The organism is Sphingomonas sp. PvP055, assembly GCF_040546365.1.
Lineage (GTDB): Bacteria > Pseudomonadota > Alphaproteobacteria > Sphingomonadales > Sphingomonadaceae > Sphingomonas > Sphingomonas echinoides_A.
Genome location: NZ_JBEPNS010000003.1, coordinates 80,445 through 97,556 on the forward strand (window position 1 = coordinate 80,445; position 17,112 = coordinate 97,556).

The 17,112-nt window shown below is 63.8% G+C and carries 10 protein-coding genes; 6 read left to right on the plus strand and 4 right to left on the minus strand.

Annotated elements, in window-relative coordinates:
* Positions 1-142: 142 nt before the first annotated feature.
* A complete protein-coding gene (locus ABIC16_RS20300; RefSeq protein WP_354292699.1) occupies positions 143-1,378 on the minus strand; it encodes an ROK family transcriptional regulator in 1,236 nt (411 codons plus the stop codon).
* Positions 1,379-1,547: 169 nt separating this feature from the next.
* A complete protein-coding gene (locus ABIC16_RS20305) occupies positions 1,548-4,493 on the minus strand; it encodes a TonB-dependent receptor (RefSeq protein WP_354292701.1) in 2,946 nt (981 codons plus the stop codon).
* Positions 4,494-5,344: 851 nt separating this feature from the next.
* Here ABIC16_RS20305 and ABIC16_RS20310 point away from each other — a divergent pair.
* The 6 genes from ABIC16_RS20310 (at position 5,345) to ABIC16_RS20335 (ending at position 15,213) form a co-directional block, all read left to right on the plus strand.
* Positions 5,345-8,332, plus strand: a complete 2,988-nt coding sequence (locus ABIC16_RS20310) for a glycosyl hydrolase 2 galactose-binding domain-containing protein (RefSeq protein WP_354292703.1) — start codon at positions 5,345-5,347, stop codon at positions 8,330-8,332.
* Complete coding sequence (locus ABIC16_RS20315) at positions 8,283-8,798, plus strand: hypothetical protein (protein ID WP_354292705.1); 516 nt, start codon at positions 8,283-8,285, stop codon at positions 8,796-8,798. Before ABIC16_RS20310 ends, ABIC16_RS20315 begins: the two co-directional genes overlap by 50 nt.
* Positions 8,795-9,775, plus strand: a complete 981-nt coding sequence (locus ABIC16_RS20320; RefSeq protein WP_354292706.1) for an ROK family protein — start codon at positions 8,795-8,797, stop codon at positions 9,773-9,775. Before ABIC16_RS20315 ends, ABIC16_RS20320 begins: the two co-directional genes overlap by 4 nt.
* Positions 9,776-9,800: 25 nt before the next feature.
* Positions 9,801-13,277, plus strand: coding sequence for a glycosyl hydrolase 2 galactose-binding domain-containing protein (locus tag ABIC16_RS20325; RefSeq protein WP_354292708.1), 3,477 nt, complete (start codon positions 9,801-9,803; stop codon positions 13,275-13,277).
* A gap of 96 nt (positions 13,278-13,373) precedes the next feature.
* The gene (locus tag ABIC16_RS20330) at positions 13,374-13,793 is read left to right on the plus strand and encodes a hypothetical protein (protein ID WP_354292710.1); all 420 of its coding nucleotides are present in this window, start codon (positions 13,374-13,376) and stop codon (positions 13,791-13,793) included.
* Positions 13,794-13,899: 106 nt separating this feature from the next.
* A complete protein-coding gene (locus tag ABIC16_RS20335) occupies positions 13,900-15,213 on the plus strand; it encodes a gluconate:H+ symporter (protein WP_354292712.1) in 1,314 nt (437 codons plus the stop codon).
* Positions 15,214-15,538: 325 nt separating this feature from the next.
* Here the strand turns inward: ABIC16_RS20335 and ABIC16_RS20340 are convergent, their stop codons facing one another.
* Positions 15,539-15,949 (minus strand): hypothetical protein, encoded by a 411-nt coding sequence (locus ABIC16_RS20340; protein ID WP_354292713.1) that lies wholly within the window; start codon positions 15,947-15,949, stop codon positions 15,539-15,541.
* A 760-nt stretch (positions 15,950-16,709) separates the two neighbouring features.
* Complete coding sequence (locus ABIC16_RS20345) at positions 16,710-17,105, minus strand: ACT domain-containing protein (RefSeq protein WP_354292715.1); 396 nt, start codon at positions 17,103-17,105, stop codon at positions 16,710-16,712.
* Between the last annotated feature and the right edge of the window lie 7 nt (positions 17,106-17,112).

Here is a 17,112-nt window from a genome sequence, read left to right on the forward strand (position 1 = left end):
AAGGCATGAGGCAAGTGCGTAGCATTCGTTCCTGAGAGGCAAGGGCCACGCTACGACGCGGCACTATTCCTGCAGTCCGTGATGTTGACGTTGGATTTCTACCACCCCGCTATGTCGTAACTCAAACATTCGCAGCATGGCGTCAGCTGATGATCTTCATGAGCGCTGCGTGTGACGGCAGCGTATGGGCGATGAACGGCAGGATGGCTGCGCCAATTGCGACAGCGTCCTCGTCATGACTCGCTCTTTGAATCAAAGCCATATTTGGGACCGCGCTTCCAAGCGCTGCGATGTTACGGTTCAGTTCGAGTATGATGCTGTCCAGCAGACACGACGGCAGTCGCGCGCCAATGAAGATCGCGGTCGGATTAAGTAGGGCGTTCACCGTCATGATGGGAAGGGTGAGCGTTTTTGCCGCCGATAGGGACCAAGCGCGAACGACCGGATTGTGACGTTCGACGCCTGCGCGAAGTTCCGCCACGCTACCTGCATATCCGGCTTTCTCCAGTCTGAGCCTGAGTTCAGACAAAGACACGCAGTCTTGGACGGTCGGCCCTGCGGGATGGTTGAAGTCCGCCGGAAGCAGTCCGAGTTCACCTGCTCGCCCGTTTCCGCCGCGCACATACTCGTTATCCACAACAACAGCACCGCCCAGTCCGGCGCTGATCAACACGTAGAAGAAGTCGGTGAACTGCCGTCCGTTGCCGAACTGCGCTTCCCCGATTGCCGCCGCTGCAGCGTCGTTGTCGCGGAAGACGGGCAGCCCCAGTCCGTCTTGAAGTAGGAGTGAGACGTTCGTCGTTGTCCAGACGCTGTATGCCTCAGGCATCTTGGGCAGCGCGATCGTTCCAATATCGTCAGGTATCGCAAGACCGATGCCGATGAAGCGTTCGCGGTCCAGCTTCAATGCGTCCGTCGTCTCGGCGTACCAATCCTGCACGTAGTCAACGACCATCTCGGGGCTAGGGAAATCGACCTCCTTGACGGATCGCGCGCGAACGCCCCCCGCGAGGTCAAGGATCACGACAGCGACATGATCCCGATCGATGTTTACCCCTAACGAAAAGCAGCCGTCGGGATCGATCGCGAGCCGCGACGCCGGGCTCCCTCGCGGACCTTTGATGCGGGCGGTCTCGTGGACGAGACCGTCCTCGATGAGGCGGCGCGTGATGTTGGCGATAGTCGGGAACGTCAGTCCGGTCGCGGCCGCGAGTTCCGACCTAGAGACCTCGCCTCCCCCCACGCGGATGGCCTGCAGGACCACGCGCTGGTTGAAATCGCTGACGCGGACCAGGTTGCTTCCAGACAGACCTACCGTCAATCGGGGCTGTCGGTCGTTGCCCCTCATGCCGTCGTCCTTGGGAGTCGTCCCCGTCATCGTATCGGTACCGCTATCATCCATTCATCTATATTGCACCAAACGGGGCCGGCCGCGCGAACAAAAATGCGGCCGCAGCGATATGTCGCTGCGGCCGCAGGAAACCCTGTTGATGGCTGGTCGGGAGGGGCGGGAGGAGTGACCAGCCGAGGGTACCGGGGGGGAAAGACTAGTTGCGGATGCGGACGCCGAACGTCAGACGTCGTTCGAAAATGTTCGAGCCATACCAGAAGTTCTTGAACTGGGCGTATTGCTCCTCGTGCTCCTTGGTCAGGTTCGAGCCCTGGACGAACATGGTGAACTTCGGCGTGACGTCGTAGCTCGCCGACGCGTCAAGATAGCCGGTCGCGCGGTTCCAGACCGCCAGGTTGTCGTCCGCCGCGGATACGAAACCGCCGAAGCGCTTGCTGCGGTAGTTGTATGCCACTCGACCCTGGACCGGGCCCTTCTGATAGAACAGCACGGCGTTCGCCTGATGCTTCGAGTTGTCCGGCACCGGCAACGACTTGCCAAAGAGATCGACGTTGGAGCTGCCGCTGTCCGAGTAGGTGTAGTTCAACTGGCCGCCGAAGCCGCTGAGCGCGCCAGGGAGAAAGTTGAAGACTGTTTGGAAGCCGACTTCGACGCCCTTGATGGATCCGCCCTTACCGTTGACCGGTCGCGTGACCGGACCGCCTTCGCGGACGACGCCGTCGGCATCCGGCTGCGCCTCGATCAGCGTGTTCGTCTGAAGGAAGCTCTTCACGTCGAACCAGAAGGCCGCGACCGAGAGGAGGCTGCTCCGGTTGAAGTACCACTCGTAGGAAACGTTGTAGTTGGCCGATCGCGGCAGTCTAAGATTGGGGTTGCCCGCAGATCCGGAGCTGTAGCGCTGGAGGCTTGGATCGAGCGCCACCCCTTGATAGGTCCGCGTTCCGTTCACCGCATAAGAAGATGCCAGACCACGGCCGAACTGCGAGAGGTCGAGCTGGCCGAGCGTCTTGGCGTAGGCGAACCGGAGATACATATCCGGGCGCACGTGCAGGCTGAGGTTAGCGTCGGGCAGAAAGTCGTCGCTGTCGTTGTTGGACCTGGTTGTCCCCGTCGCGATGGCGACGCCGTTGAACGACAGATCGCCGATGAACTGGCCGTTCGTCGGGAAGGAGAAGATCCCGAGCTTGGTCTTCACATAGCGGACGCCCGCGTTTCCGGTGAATTCGAGCGAGCCCAGCGAGCCGTCGAAGTTGGCTTCGGCATAGGCGCTGGCCTGCCGCTGAGTGACCCGGTAGCTGTTCTGGGGATCGAGGTAGGCTTTGGTGCCCGGAAAGAGCAGGGCGTTGTAGGCGTTGACGTCATTTAGAGCGTTCGGCGCGATCCCGGGGACGTTCGGGATGCCGGTGATCGGGCTGAAGCCGCCCGCAGAGGCCACGAGCCCTGGAAGATCATTGAACTTGCGGATCGGGACCACGCTGTAGCCAACCGTGTCGACGATCAAAGGATCCTTGTAGAAGTAGAGATGCCCAGCTGGCCCGATCGGGGACAGGTAGCGAAAGGCATCGTTGCCTGCTTCGCGGGTGCCATACCGGCCACCGATGCGGATGTTCTTTAGCGGACCCAGATCGGTGTCGTACTGAGCGTCCGCACGGTAGACGTCGAGCGTGGCCTTCTGCTTCGAGCCCTGCGACCAGGTCGAGGTCAGGGAGTAGTTGGCCGGGTTCGTCACGTCCGTGAGGAAGTTCACCGACGGTTCGGATCCACGCCAGTCCACCGTTGCGCGGACGGCCGCGAGACCGCCCGGATTGGCGTAGCTACAGTTGGCCGGGATCGTGGTCCCGGCGCAGCTGGTAGGAAGCGAACGGGGAACGACGCCTGCCCGGGTAGCCCAGGAGTCGATGTCGGTCTGGGTCGAGTCGTTGCGAGAATCCCCGTGCACGTAGCGCAGCGTCGCGCTGAACGGTCCGTCGTTCTTGAAGCGGGCCTCGAGGTTCGTGTTGATCGAGCGAGCCTTGCTGTAAGCGTTCAGCGTGTGGACCTGGAACCGCGACAGGTTCAGGTCGGCGAACTGGACGACGCCGTTGCTGTCGATGATCGACGACGAAAGATAGCTGTCGTTCGAGAAGTTGCCGTGCAGCACGGCCGTGTTGCCCGAGTTCCTGTTGCGGAAGCGGGTGTAGGCGACGTCGCCGATGAGCTGGATGGAATCCGTAACGTCGTATTGCACCGAAGCGTTGGCGCCGATGCGCTCGCGCTGCGTCTGCCCGTTGTCGAACTCGAGCGCGACCGGGTTGTAGAAGTAGTCCTTGTCGGCGAGCTTGGTGCTGTTCGTGATGTCGCCGTCCTTGCGGACATCGAAGCCGGCCTGCGCGTCGGTCGTCTTCAGGATCCCGTTAGTGACGCGCGGGTTCTTGTTGCTCAGGATCTCGTTGTCATACGAGCCGGCGACCAGAAAGCCGATGCGGCTGCCGTTGTAGGCGACCAGGGCCGAGGCGTTCTGGCTCCAGTCCTTCGTTCCGCTGCCATAGGTGTCCTGAACCGCGCCCGTGGCGGTCAGCCCTTTGTGAAGGTCGAAGGGGCGCCGGGTCTTGAGCGCGATGATGCCCGAGTTGCCGCCGGTGAGATCGCTGGCCGTCGGCGATTTGATGACGTCCACGCCGGCGAAGAGGGTGGACGGGATGTCCGTGAGGTTCGGCTGCGCGCCGGTGATGTTCGAAGCGCCAAGAAACTGCTCGCCGTTCAGCGTCGTAAGGACGTTGGCGAGGCCGCGGATGTTGACTGAAGCGCCCTGACCGGCAGAACGCGTAATCTGCACTCCGGTGACGCGCTGGAGCGAGTCCGCAATGGTCACGTCGGGCAGCTTGCCGATATCTTCGGCGGCGATCGAATCAACGATCTGCGACGCCTGGCGCTTGACGTTGATCGCCTTCTGCTGCGCGCCACGGACGCCGGTGACGACGATGTCCTGTTCTTTAGAGACAGCCTCCTGCACCGGCGGCGTGCTTGCGTCCGGCGCGGCGGCTGCCGGGCCGTCGGACGTGGTCTGCTGCGCCGTCGCGGACTGGGCGCCGAGAAGCGCGACCACGGAGCTTGCCGTGAACAGAATCGATCGTAGCGATGTCACTCTAAGCACTTCTTTCATCCCCTCGTCCTGACCAGGGGGATTGAAACACGCACGGCGCTGCGGCGTCGTCTCATGCTCCTCCCCACTCGGCTCTTTCCAAGCCCTCTTGGTCCGGCTCCAAAAGCAGCTTTCAGGATAAGTTGCAATACTTATTCAATTTGATTGAATATAATTTCGGCGGGGCTAATTTGTCTTTTTTGGCGCCGCTTAGGCCCATTGGAACGCGTCGACGTCTTGTGAGTGCGGCGTCGCTCGCCGTGCTCCGGAACCGGTCTTGATCTAGGAGGCCTGGAATGCGCCCACCCCGGCTCAACATCGCTTTGTCGGCTGCCCGGTTTTTACCAAGTCGCCGTTCGGTGGCCGTGACCAGCGCCGGCGTTCATGTCCGTTCCACGCGTTGCCCCAACGCTACGCCATCCGGCGGGACAGCGGCCAAGGGTGCGCGGGATAAAGGCTCTCGGCTACGATCGTTCGTGACCAGTTCGCATAGGCCGACGCTTGTCACGACGATGTCCTGAGCGACGTCCTCCTGCACGAGAGGCGTCCCGACCTGATGCGCCGTGGCGGCGGCAGGAAGAATCATGACGATGGCCGATCCAGCCAGCAGCCGGATCACGGTGAGATGTGTTCCCGTTCGCATTGTATGTCGTCCCTTTGTCGATCGGACAAGATGGGACGATCGCCGCGGTTGGCGCGGCGTCGGGTCCTCTCCTGTATCGACCGGTGTCCAAGCCCTGTCTTAGGGGTGCAGAGGAACACACCATGCCATCGAGCTCAAGACTTATTCAATTTGATTGAATAAATTGCGATGGCTGCTATGCCGGTCGGCGACGATCGATCATGGCTGCCCCGGAACAAGGAGGCGGCAAATGGTTCTGACGCCCGAGGGAGGAAGCATGAAGTATTTGGCGGTAGCGCTTGCGGCAACTGCGCTGAGCGGATGGCAAGTGTCGGCTAACGAGCCATTGGCCGCGCTTGGCCGTCCGATCAACATCGATATCGCGCGCGGCGGCGACAGCGTCACGTTCCCGATGACGTCCCCGGACGCGACCGACCGGGCCGGGGACTTCACGCTCAGCGGCTGGGTCTGGCCCAAGGACGCTTCGGCAGGTGACTCGTCGCTAGTGGCGGTAGCCGATCAGGGGACGGTGCAGTTCGCCTTGAACTTGGTCAAGGGACGTCCGACCGTCATCGCGGGCGCGACGAGGATCGCCGCCGACGCTACGATGCCGGTCGGGCGATGGACCCATTTAGCGGTGAGAAACAATGCCGATGGCATGGTCCTCTACGTCAACGGAAGGAGCGCGGGGCGGACGCGTCGCCTCGACGGCTTGGCCGCCAGGGGGGCGATGACCGTCGCGCCGCGCCGGTCCGGCGATCAGGCGTTCGCAGGCCGCATGGCGGATCTTCGACTGGACCGGTCCGCAGTCCCCGTGGCGTCGATCGCGTCCGAGGCCGGTCGGGTTCCCGATGCGGATCTCGTCGGCTTCACGACGAACAGTCCGACTTGGCCAGTGCAGAAGAAGCAGCAGATCGGTCAGGAGACGCCGCAGTCCGCCGACACGCTGCCAAAGTCGGGCGCTCCATTCTCGGCTCCGATCGCGAAGCCGATACCGGATCTGCCGGTTCTAGCGAGCGGCGCGGACGGCCGCTGGACGGTGAACGGCTGGCGGCTCGTGGCCACGCCGGACGTCCGCGACCCGGGGGCGGTCCTGTCGCGGGCCGGATACGACGTCAGCGGCTGGCGCGTCGCCACGGTCCCGGGGACCGTCTTGACGACCTTGGTTGATCGCGGCGTCTATCCGGATCCCGCCTACGGTCTGAACAACATGGCCATTCCCGAGAAGCTCAGCCGTCAGGCCTACTGGTATCGCACGCAGTTCCGCGTGCCGGCGGGAGAAGCCGCGACGAACACGTTCCTCACGTTCAAGGGGATCAACTACGCGGCGGAGATCTGGGTCAACGGACGGCTGGTCGGCGACCTGAAGGGCGCGTTCGTCCGCGGCCGGTTCGACATATCAAAGGTGGCCCCGGCCGGCACCGTCGCCGCGGTGGCCGTGAAGATCCTTCCCCCGCCCCACCCCGGCATCGCTCAGGAAGAGTCCCTGAAGGCCGGCGCCGGCGAGAACGGCGGCATGCTCGTCCTCGACGGTCCCACATTCGTCGCGGCCGAGGGATGGGACTGGATCCCCTCGATCCGGGATCGGAACATTGGGATATGGCAGCCCGTGCTGATCGAGCAGGTCAGCGCGGCGAGGATCGGCGATCCGCAGATCGTCACGACGCTTCCGAAATCCGACAACAGCGTCGCCGACGTCGAGATTCGCGTGCCGGTAGAGAACCTCACGGATCAGCCCGTCGAAACCGTCGTGCGCGCAAGCTTTGACGACGTCGCCGTCAGTCGATCCGTCCGGCTCGCTCCGCGGCAGAAAATTGTCGTCTCGTTCATGCCCGCGGAGTTCCCTCCGCTCTCCGTCAGGAACCCAAAGCTCTGGTGGCCCAACGGCTACGGCAAGCCCAACCTCCACGACCTTCGTATCGAGACATCGATCGCGGGACGACGCTCGGACGAACACACGACGCGCTTCGGCATCCGACAGGTCACCTACGACATGTCGCTTATGGACGATGCCGGCGAGCTCCGTCGGGTCGGCATTGACCTCTCCCGAGCCAGATCGCTTGGTCAGCACGTCGTCGACGGGACCCACGAGGGGATTCGCAAGGTGAAGGGCGGCTGGGCAGCGTCCTTGGCGCCGGGTGCGATCACGTCGCCCGCCGTCACGCGGATCGACGGCGAGGGGGAGCTGGCGCCGCATCTCGTCATCCGGGTGAACGGCGTCCGCATCGCCGCTCGGGGCGGGAACATCGGCATGGACGACTTTATGAAGCGCATCGAGCGCGATCGGCTAGAGCCGTTCTTCCGGCTTCATCGTGACGGCAACATGAATATCATCCGGAACTGGGTCGGCCAGAACACCGAAGACGTCTTCTTCGATCTCGCGGACGAGTATGGGCTAATGGTCCTGAACGACTTCTGGGAGTCGACGCAGGACTACAACCAGCAGGTCGACGACGTGCCGCTGTTCATGGACAACGCGCAGGACGTCGTCGCCCGGTATCGGAACCATCCGTCCATCGTGGCGTGGATCGGCCGGAACGAGGGCGTTCCGCAGCCGTCGCTCAATGTCGCCCTGCAGTCGCTGATCGAGAAGGAGGACGGCACGCGCCTTTACATGGGCTCATCCAACAACGTGAACCTCGCCGGCAGTGGGCCCTACGACTGGCGCGAACCCGAGACCTACTTCACCGAGCACGCGAAGGGCTTCGCGGTAGAGCTCGGCACGCCCTCGTTCCCGACCCTCGAAAGCTGGAAGCGAGCGATCCCGAAGGAGGACCTCTGGCCGATCAGCGACGCGTGGGCCTACCACGACTGGCATCAGGACCGGGGTGGATCGGTGAAGACCTACATGGACGCGATGCGCGTCCGCTTCGGCGAACCGACCAGCCTCGAGGACTTCAGCGGCAAGGCGCAGCTTCTGCAGTACGACTCCTACCGTGCGATTTTCGAAGGATTCAACGCTGTGGCTCTGGAAAACCAACAGCGCACGCATGCTGTGGATGACGCAGCCGGCCTGGCCTTCCAGCGCATGGAACATCTTCAGTTCGGACTACGACACGCAGGCCTCATACTACGCGGTCCAGAAGGCTTCCGAGCCGGTCCACGTGCAGATGAACCTGCCGGATCACAAAATCGTGGTGGTCAACAACACACGCGCGCCGCTGGGCGGGCTGAAGGTTCGCGTGCGGATGACCAATCTCGAGGGCCGGACCGTCGTGGATCGCTCGGTTCGGCTTGATGCGGCGCGAGAAGGCGTCTCGGAGGCTATGACGATCGCGCCGAAGACGCTGAAGGCCAATCCCGTGACGCTGGTGAGCCTAGAAGCGACGGATGCGCAGGGCGTGAGCCTGTCCCGCAACTTTTACTGGGAGGGCCGTCAGCCGTCGGATCTCCAGAGCATGACGCGGATGCCGAAGGCCGGCCTCGCCGCGTCGGCCAGCGCGAAGGTCGACGGGAGCGAGACGGCGGCCACGATCACGCTTCGCAACGCCTCCCAGACGCCGATCATCGAAGCGAAGGCCACCCTCTTCGACGCGGCCGGAAAGCAGGTCCTGCCAGCATACTTCACCGACAACTACGTCTCCCTCCTGCCGGGCGAGGAACGGGTCATCGACGTGAGATATCCGACGAGCTGCGCGCACGGTCCGGTCAGCGTCCGTCTGAGCGGATGGAACGTGACGCCTTCGAGCGTGGCGGTACGATGATGGAGACCTACGCCAAGACGCTTCGACCTGGAGCGACCGAAGACGCGGACGGCAAGGGCTGCATCGTCGGAATCGAACTTGGTGGCACAAAGATCATCTGCACGCTGGCTCGAGGCTATGACGACGTCTTGGAAACCAGACGGCTCCTGACGCGCGATCCCGCCTCGACGCTCGCCGGCATCGAGAACGCGCTCGATGGCTGGATGCGGACGCATAACGTCCGGGCGCTCGGCATAGGCAGCTTTGGGCCGATCGAGCTGAACCGGGCGTCCGCAGACTTCGGCCACATCGGAAAGACGACCAAACCCGGATGGCACGGCGCTGACGTCGTCCAGCGGCTGACGCGACGCTACGACGTTCCGACCATGGCCGATACGGACGTGAATGCGGCAGCGCTCGCCGAAGGTCGATGGGGGGCCGCCCAGGGGCTTTCGAGCTGGACCTACGTCACCGTAGGGACGGGGGTCGGCGCCGGCATCGTCGTCGGCGGGCGGACGGTTCACGGGCTCGGCCACCCCGAGGCGGGACACATGCTAGTGAGGCGAGAGCCCGGTGACGACTGGGAGGGCGCATGTTCCTTCCACGGAGACTGCGTCGAGGGTCTGGTCTCGGGGCCGGCGATCGAGAGGCGCACCGGCATGTCGGGCGACGCCGTCGCGGACGACCATCCGGTCTGGGGAGCGGTCGCGGACGCGTTGGCGACGATGATGCACAACATGCTCCTGACGGTGGTGCCCGAGCGCATTCTCCTGGGGGGCGGCGTTCCCTCCAGGCGTCCGTTCCTCATCCCGATGATCCGCAGCCGGCTGGAGCTGCGGATGGGCGGCTACGCCGGCGCCGACGAGATCGCGGCACAGCTAGAAACGCTGCTCGTAGCCCCGGGTCTAGGGGACGCGGCCGGTCCGCTCGGCTCGCTCGCGCTGGCCTTGGACGCTCTGGACGCGTCGGCCGAACGGTACGCCGCCACTTACAACTGATCGTCCAGGGTCGGTGGGAACCGGCGTGGACGGCCTAGAGATCGAGAGGGATGCGATGAACTTCCACCAACGGCGCCTTCGGATCGCCTTGCTATGCGGCAGCGTCGTCCTGGGTCTCGGCGCTTCGCCGGGCAGCGCTCAGGACCCGTCCGAGGTCGTCGATCGCGGCGAGTCCGCCGCCACGGGGCCGCACAGCGCCACCATCCTCGCCGACGGGATCGGCCTCGAACGGGAGCTTCCCGCGAACACTCGCGGGCTCGAGGCGGGCGCCCCATGGACGATGTGGACCTGGATCAGGCCGAGCGTGAAGCGGACCGGACGCAGCGTCGTCGTGCAGGTGGGACGCGGGGACGCGGTCCGCGCCATCGTGTTGGACGACGGCGATCTCGCCTTCTGGAACGGAAGAGGCGAACCAGCGCGGACGAAGGCGGCGATGCCGGTCGGCCGATGGACCTTCGTCACGGCGTCGAGTGACGGCCGATCGGTCCGACTGTTCGCCGACGGCGTGATGGTGGGGACGTCGTCGGCAAGCTTGTCGCCGATCGCGCCCTTGCTGGCCCTGGCCCCGGCCGCTGGCGAAGGTTCTCCGAGCAACGCTCAGCACTTCGGCGGCGACGTCTTCGAACTCCGGCTGCAAGCGAAGAATGCGTCGCCGTCGAAGTCGCCGACGCGGCCGCCGGAGGTCATGCCCGCCCAGCTCGTCAAGCCCGGAGTGGGCTGGGAGTGGCAGGAGAAGCAGTGGCGGGGGTATTTCCAGCCGCAGGACTACTGGACCCTGCCGAAGAGCGCGACACCTCCCACCAAGCCCGTCGCCCGACCGCTCGGCGCGCGGCCGTCCATGACGCGGCTCGCGGAGAACCGTTGGCAGATCGGCGATTGGGACCTGGCGTTCGCGGACGGCGTCTCTGCGACGGGCGCGCAGCTGTCCGCCACGGGCTTCCCGCATGAGAAGTGGTTCAAGGCGACGGTCCCCGGCACCGTCTTGACCACGCTGGTCGATCGGGGCGTGTATCCCGACCCCGCGTTCGGCCTGAACAACTTGGCCATACCGGAAAGTCTGGCTCGCCAGGACTATTGGTATCGCACCGAGTTCGACATGCCGTCGGAGGCTGGCGGAAAGCGGTTCCTGGTCTTCAAGGGCATCAACTATGCAGCGGAGATCTGGGTCAACGGCACCCGTGTCGGCGACGTCCGCGGCGCGTTCGTCCGAGGGCAGTTCGACGTCTCGCCGCTGCTGCGCGCGGGTCGAAACGCGGTCGCCGTGAAGATCGTTCGACCGCCGCATCCAGGCATCCCGCATGAGGAATCCATCGCGGCGGGTCCAGGCATGAACGGCGGGAACCTGACCATCGACGGACCGACGTTCGTGGCGTCCGAGGGATGGGACTGGATCCCCGGCGTCCGCGATCGAAACATGGGCATCTGGCAGCCCGTCGAACTGCAAACGAGCGAGGCGCTTCGCATCGGCGACGCGCAGGTCGTCACCGATCTCCCGCTGCCCCGGACCGACAGCGCTGCGGTCACGGTGCGCGTTCCCGTGACGAACCTCGATGCGGCACCTGTTGCGTCCCGGATCACCGCGAGCTTCGATGGCGTCGCCGTGTCCAAGGACGTGGTGCTGGCGCCTGGAAGCACGACCGTCGAGTTCGCGCCCGCGGACTTCCCGGCGCTGAACGTGCGCAATCCCCGCCTGTGGTGGCCGAACGGATACGGACTGCAGAACCTCTACACGCTGAAGGTCTCGGCGTCGCAGGGCGGTCGTCCTTCCGACAGCAGGACGTTGCGGTTCGGAATGCGCGAGCTCAGCTACGGGCTATCGCTCTTCGACCGGGCGGGATCCCTGCGCCGCGTCTTCGTCTCCCCGACGGACTCCAAGGAGCGGCTGGTAGATCCGCGGCACGAGGCCATCAAGCGGACGTCGGAGGGATGGGTGGAATCACTCACCCCCGCGGGCGAGAATTCGCCGGCGGTGCGGCCGCTCGAGAAGACGATGGCGCTGCCGCACCTGACGGTGTTCGTGAACGGCGTGAATATCGCCGCGCGCGGCGGGAACTGGGGCATGGACGACTTCATGAAGCGCGTGCCGCGCAAACGGCTGGAGCCGTTTTTCAAACTGCACAGGAACGCCAACGTCAACATCATCCGCAACTGGGTGGGGCAGAACACCGAGGACGTGTTCTACGACCTCGCCGACGAATACGGCATGCTGATCACGAACGACTTCTTTATGTCCACCCAGGACTTCCAGGTGGAACCCGAGGATCCGCAGCTCTTCCTGGCGAACGTCCGCGACGTCGTCAGCCGCTATCGGAACCACCCGTCGGTGCTTCTCTGGTTCGGGCGCAACGAGGGCGTGCCGCCGCCCCTGATGAACGAGGGGATGGACGCGCTCGTCCACGAGCTGGACGGCACCAGGCTTTACATGCCCAGCTCGAACGCCGTCGGACTGCAGGGTTCCGGCCCATACAACTACCGGCCTCCCGTCGGCTACTTCACGAACCTTGCGTCGGGCTTCTCGGTCGAGACCGGCACTCCGTCGCTGAACACCCTGGAGGCGCTGAAGGCGATGATGCCGAAATCTGAGCTCTGGCCGATCAGCGACACTCTCGCGTATCACGACTGGCACTTCGGCGGGAACGGCGACGTCAAGACGTTCATGGACACGATGGACGCGCAGCTGGGCAAGGCCACGAGCCTCGAGGACTTCGAACGCAAGGCCCAGCTCATGAACGTCGCCGACTACAAGGCGATCTTCGAAGGCATGTCGGCCCATCTCTGGACCAAGAACAGCGGACGCATGCTGTGGATGACCCATCCGGCGTGGCCCTCGAACCATTGGCAGATGTATAGCTACGACTACGACACTCCCGGTGCCTACTTCGGAACGAAGTCGGCGCTGGAGCCGATGCATGCTCAGATGAACCTGCCCGACTATTCGCTGGCGGTGGTCAACACGACGCTGCAACGCCGATCCCGTCTTCGACTGACGACTAAGGTGGCCTCGGGCGACGGCAGGGTCTTACTTTCGGACGAACTGATCGTGGACGCCCCGGCCAACGCGACCACCACGCTCCCCGCCCTGAGGCTTCAGCCCGTCCTGGATCGCGAGAGGCTGGTCTTCGTGTCCATGACCCTTGTCAATGATGCGGGGAAGGAGCTGAGCCGGAACTTCTACTGGCAGGGCGTCGACGACGCGGCCTATCGCAAGCTGAACGACCTGGTGCCGCAGAGGATCGACGTGAAGGCGGCGGTCGACGCGAAGTCCTCGATAGGCGTCACGGTGACCAATCGCAGCGACCAGCCGGTTCTGGGCATCAAGATGACGGTGCTGAACGCGCGGGGCGAGCGCGTGCTGCCGGCGTATTACAGTAACAACTATCTCAACCTGCTCCCCGGCGAGACGCAAACGGTCAACATCCAGTGCGACGACGCGCCGACCAAGGCGTCCGCGGTGTCGATCAGGGGATGGAACGTGGTCGGTGCGGTCGTCAGGCTTCGTTGACCCAAGCCGCCGACGGTTGCGACCGCCGGTTCAGGTCTCGGTTCGTCGGCGAAGGCGGGGACCGCGACGTTCTACTAGCGGTGGAGACGGTGCGTCATGCTGCACGGGATAAATCTGGAAGTCCCTCCCTATCGGAGCGAGGCGTCCGCATCCAATGCGATAGCGCGGGTGGCCGACTGCGCCGGCGATCTGCATCTCGCCCTGCACGAGGCCTACGGCAGATCGGTGCCCGCTACGCTGTACGTGGGCGTCTACGTGACGGATCTCGTGACGGTTGATCTAGCCGGGGCGCTGGGCAGGCTTCGCGGAGGCGGATCGTCGATATGCCCCGCGACAGAGCCCGATTACGCGATCCCCATCGGCGCCGCCGCGATGCTGATCGAGGATCGCCTCATGCCGGAGGGGGTGCTCTGCCCGAAGATCGTCGACGACATTGGCGGGGAGCTGGATGTCCTGACCCGGACCGGTCAGCGATCATTGACGGCCTACACGGTCGTCCGGGGGGTGGGGAATTGATCGCAACTTGCAGGCCGCCTTCGTTCGGCGGCGGTTCGACCCCGCGTCTTGAACGACGTGCGTCCGGGACCTGCCGCTCGGAAAATTCCGTCCGTTGGAGTTCGACATGACTCTTCTTGCCGTCCTGGTCGCGGTCGGAACGCTGGTGCTTCTGATCGCCGTCGTGAAGCTGCACCCCTTCGTGGCGTTCCTGATCGCCGCGATCGTCGCCGCGCTGTTGCTAGGACGTCCCGTGGGCAGCATCACCACCAGCCTGAACCACGGGATCGGGGACATGCTCGGATCGCTCGCCGCGATCCTGTGCCTCGGGGCCATGTTCGGAAGGATCGTCGCGGACAGCGGCGCCGCGCGGCGGATCGCGGACACGCTCATTCGCGTCGCGGGCGTGAAGAGGATAACGATCGCCCTGGCCGCAGCCGGCTTTCTGGTCGGGATCCCGCTCTTCTATAACGTCGGCTTCGTCCTGATGGTCCCGCTGATCCTGTCGGTCCAGAAGCGCTCGCGCCTGCCTGCGGTGTATCTCGGCATACCGATGCTCGCCGGTCTCTCGATCGCCCATGGATTTCTGCCGCCCCACCCCTCCCCCACCGCGCTCGTCGGCCTGTTCCGCGCGAGCATGGGGAGGACCCTCCTGTTCGGGCTGATGGTCGGGATTCCGACGCTGCTGATCGCGGGTCCGCTGTTCGCGCGGACGCTGAACGGCGTCGTCGCGCGGCCGGTCGCGGATCTTCAAAAAGGGGGGCCGCCGGATCGCGACGCGCCTGGGGTCGTGGCGAGCTTCGGGGTCGCGCTTCTGCCGATCGCACTGCTGGCCGGCGCCACCGTGGTCGCCTCGTTCGACGGCCTTCGACCAGGCGTCCTGCTGGCGGCCGCCGTCGCGGGCGATGCAAACGTCGTGATGCTCGTCGCGCTGCTCGTCGCAACGGCCGTGCTCGGCGTCGCACAGGGTCGGAAGGGATCCGACCTTTCAAGAGGATCGGTGGAGGCCGTCAAGGACATCGCCGGCATCCTTCTCGTCATAGCTGGGGCCGGCGCGCTCAAGCAGGTGTTCGTGGACGGCGGTGCCGACGCCGCCCTGGCCGGCTGGCTGACGGGTCTTCACGTCCCGCCTCTCGTGCTCGGCTGGACCATCGCGCTGGTCATCCGGCTGGCCCTCGGATCGGCCACGGTCGCAGGCCTCACCGCGGCCGGCATGGTGCAGCCGCTGGTGGCGTCGCAGAACGTCGATCCTAGCCTGATGGTCCTGGCGATCGGGGCCGGCAGCCTGATGTGCAGCCACGTCAATGACTCCGGCTTCTGGATGTTCAAGGAATACTTCGGATTGAGCCTCGCTGACACCTTCCGGTCCTGGTCGGTGATGGAGACGCTCGTCGGCGTCTTCGGCCTCTTCTTCACTCTTATGCTGAGTCTATTCGTATGATCGATGAAGCCCCTTCCTTTCCCTGAGCGCCTCGACGCAGGATCAGCTCGATCTTCATGCCGTCTCCGCTTCCGGTGACGTGCGGGTCCGAGGGATCGGTTCCGGTAGCCGGACGCAAGCGTCCGGACCGCGATCGATCGAAGCCGAGCGACTTCGGACGCCGTCCTTGCGTAGCGAATACACTGCCTACGAAGGGCCTCGCCTAGAAACGGCGATCTGGAGACGGCGACGTCTCTAGGCCCCTGTACATTACTCGGACACAGATTCACGGTAGCGCTTGGGCAGCGATTTCGGCAGGAAGCGCCGAATAGCGGACATTAACCCTTCACGGTTGAAGAGGGTTCTCACCCGCCGCGCATATGCTGGAATTTGGTGTGTAGCCGTCAGCATGCTGGATGCAATGAGGGCTCCCCCAACCCACTACGAGCAGGTGACGGTAGCGCGGTGTCTCCGTCGCGTAATACTGCTCGCCTGCTTTCAATTCCGAAACCACGCCATCGACCATCTGGGCGGCTACCTCACTATCGTGACTCGACCCATCAACGATGATGTTCTCCATGAACTCGACTTGTTCGCGTAGAGCTTGCCGCTGCTCCTGACATACGGTCAGTGAATGCTTCAGAGCAAAAGTCGCGATATTCCATGCTTTGGAATGTGGCGGAGTTCCCATCGCGTCGACCCACCGCCCATCAGCATTCGTGCGAGCATCGCTGCACACCTTATAGGCGGCGCTCACCCTCGATCCTTTGAGGCGGGCAACGGCCTCAACTTCCCGTGTGAACGGCGGAAGCGGGCGAGGCGCGGGCGGGATTGGTGACCCGGTTACAGTTGCCTGGATACCTAGAAAGGATAGGTAGCATCATAATTCGAAGCCTTCATCACGATCGGAACCAGCAACCAAACGTATCGCAACAGGCGTCTAGCGTTGCAACTCAGAGAGATACTGAACCCGCTAATCCACAATGCCCGCTTTCCACCGCCTATTGCCGTTCAGGCCCTTCGCGGGAGTCCATCGAGCCTAAAAGCCGACCGGCAGCTATGGGCCGGGAAAGCTGCCAGTCCGCAAGCGCCCAATTGCGGACATTGGCACTCTAAATTATCGTGGCATTATGCACTTCCCCACCCTCCGCTAATGCATGAGACGACAGTGGGAAATTTGACAGCTACCGCGGAGCGAAAGCTCCGCTTGGCGCAGCGATACGAGGTAGCGGCTCGCTGGCTTGGCTATAGCGGAATAGCCATCGTTGTGTTGGCGGGCCTTATGGGATCATTTTCGACTGCTCTCGTCGGTGTTTGCTTAGCTATGCCTGCCACGTGGGTTTTCAATTTAAGATGTCCGGCCTGTGGTTGGCTTATCTACCGAGTTTTTGGAACTGCCAAAAGACATGGTCATGACCAAATGCTCGCACCGCTCTATTCAAAGCAACTCTGGCATCAGCCACCGGCTTGCACCAAATGCGCGTTGCACTTCCATACAGACAGAGGGTCATGAACGATCAAGTGACGAATTGGTGACCGTTGGCGACCAGCAGTTCGACCGCCTTGCGACGATCCCCTTCCTTTATCAGCAGATGTTCTCCATCGAAGGTGCATACGACGAAGACGCCGATCCCGTTCGAAGACAACGGCGCGATGAGCGTCAGGACGACGCCCGCCGCCTGAAACGCGAACGGGCCGACGGTTCGTAGGCAGGCCCACTCGCGTTCAGCTTCGACTTCGTCGGGAACCACGTCGGCAGAGCATACGATCGTCAGCTCGTCATCGGCGCGCACGATCGCATGGAACCCCGGCCCCGACGCCCAATCAGGAATGGTGCTGTCAGCCGCCAGGCGGGCAACCGCATATTGTCCGGGAACGAACCGAAGCTTCAACGACAAGGACGCTTTGCGCATATTAACC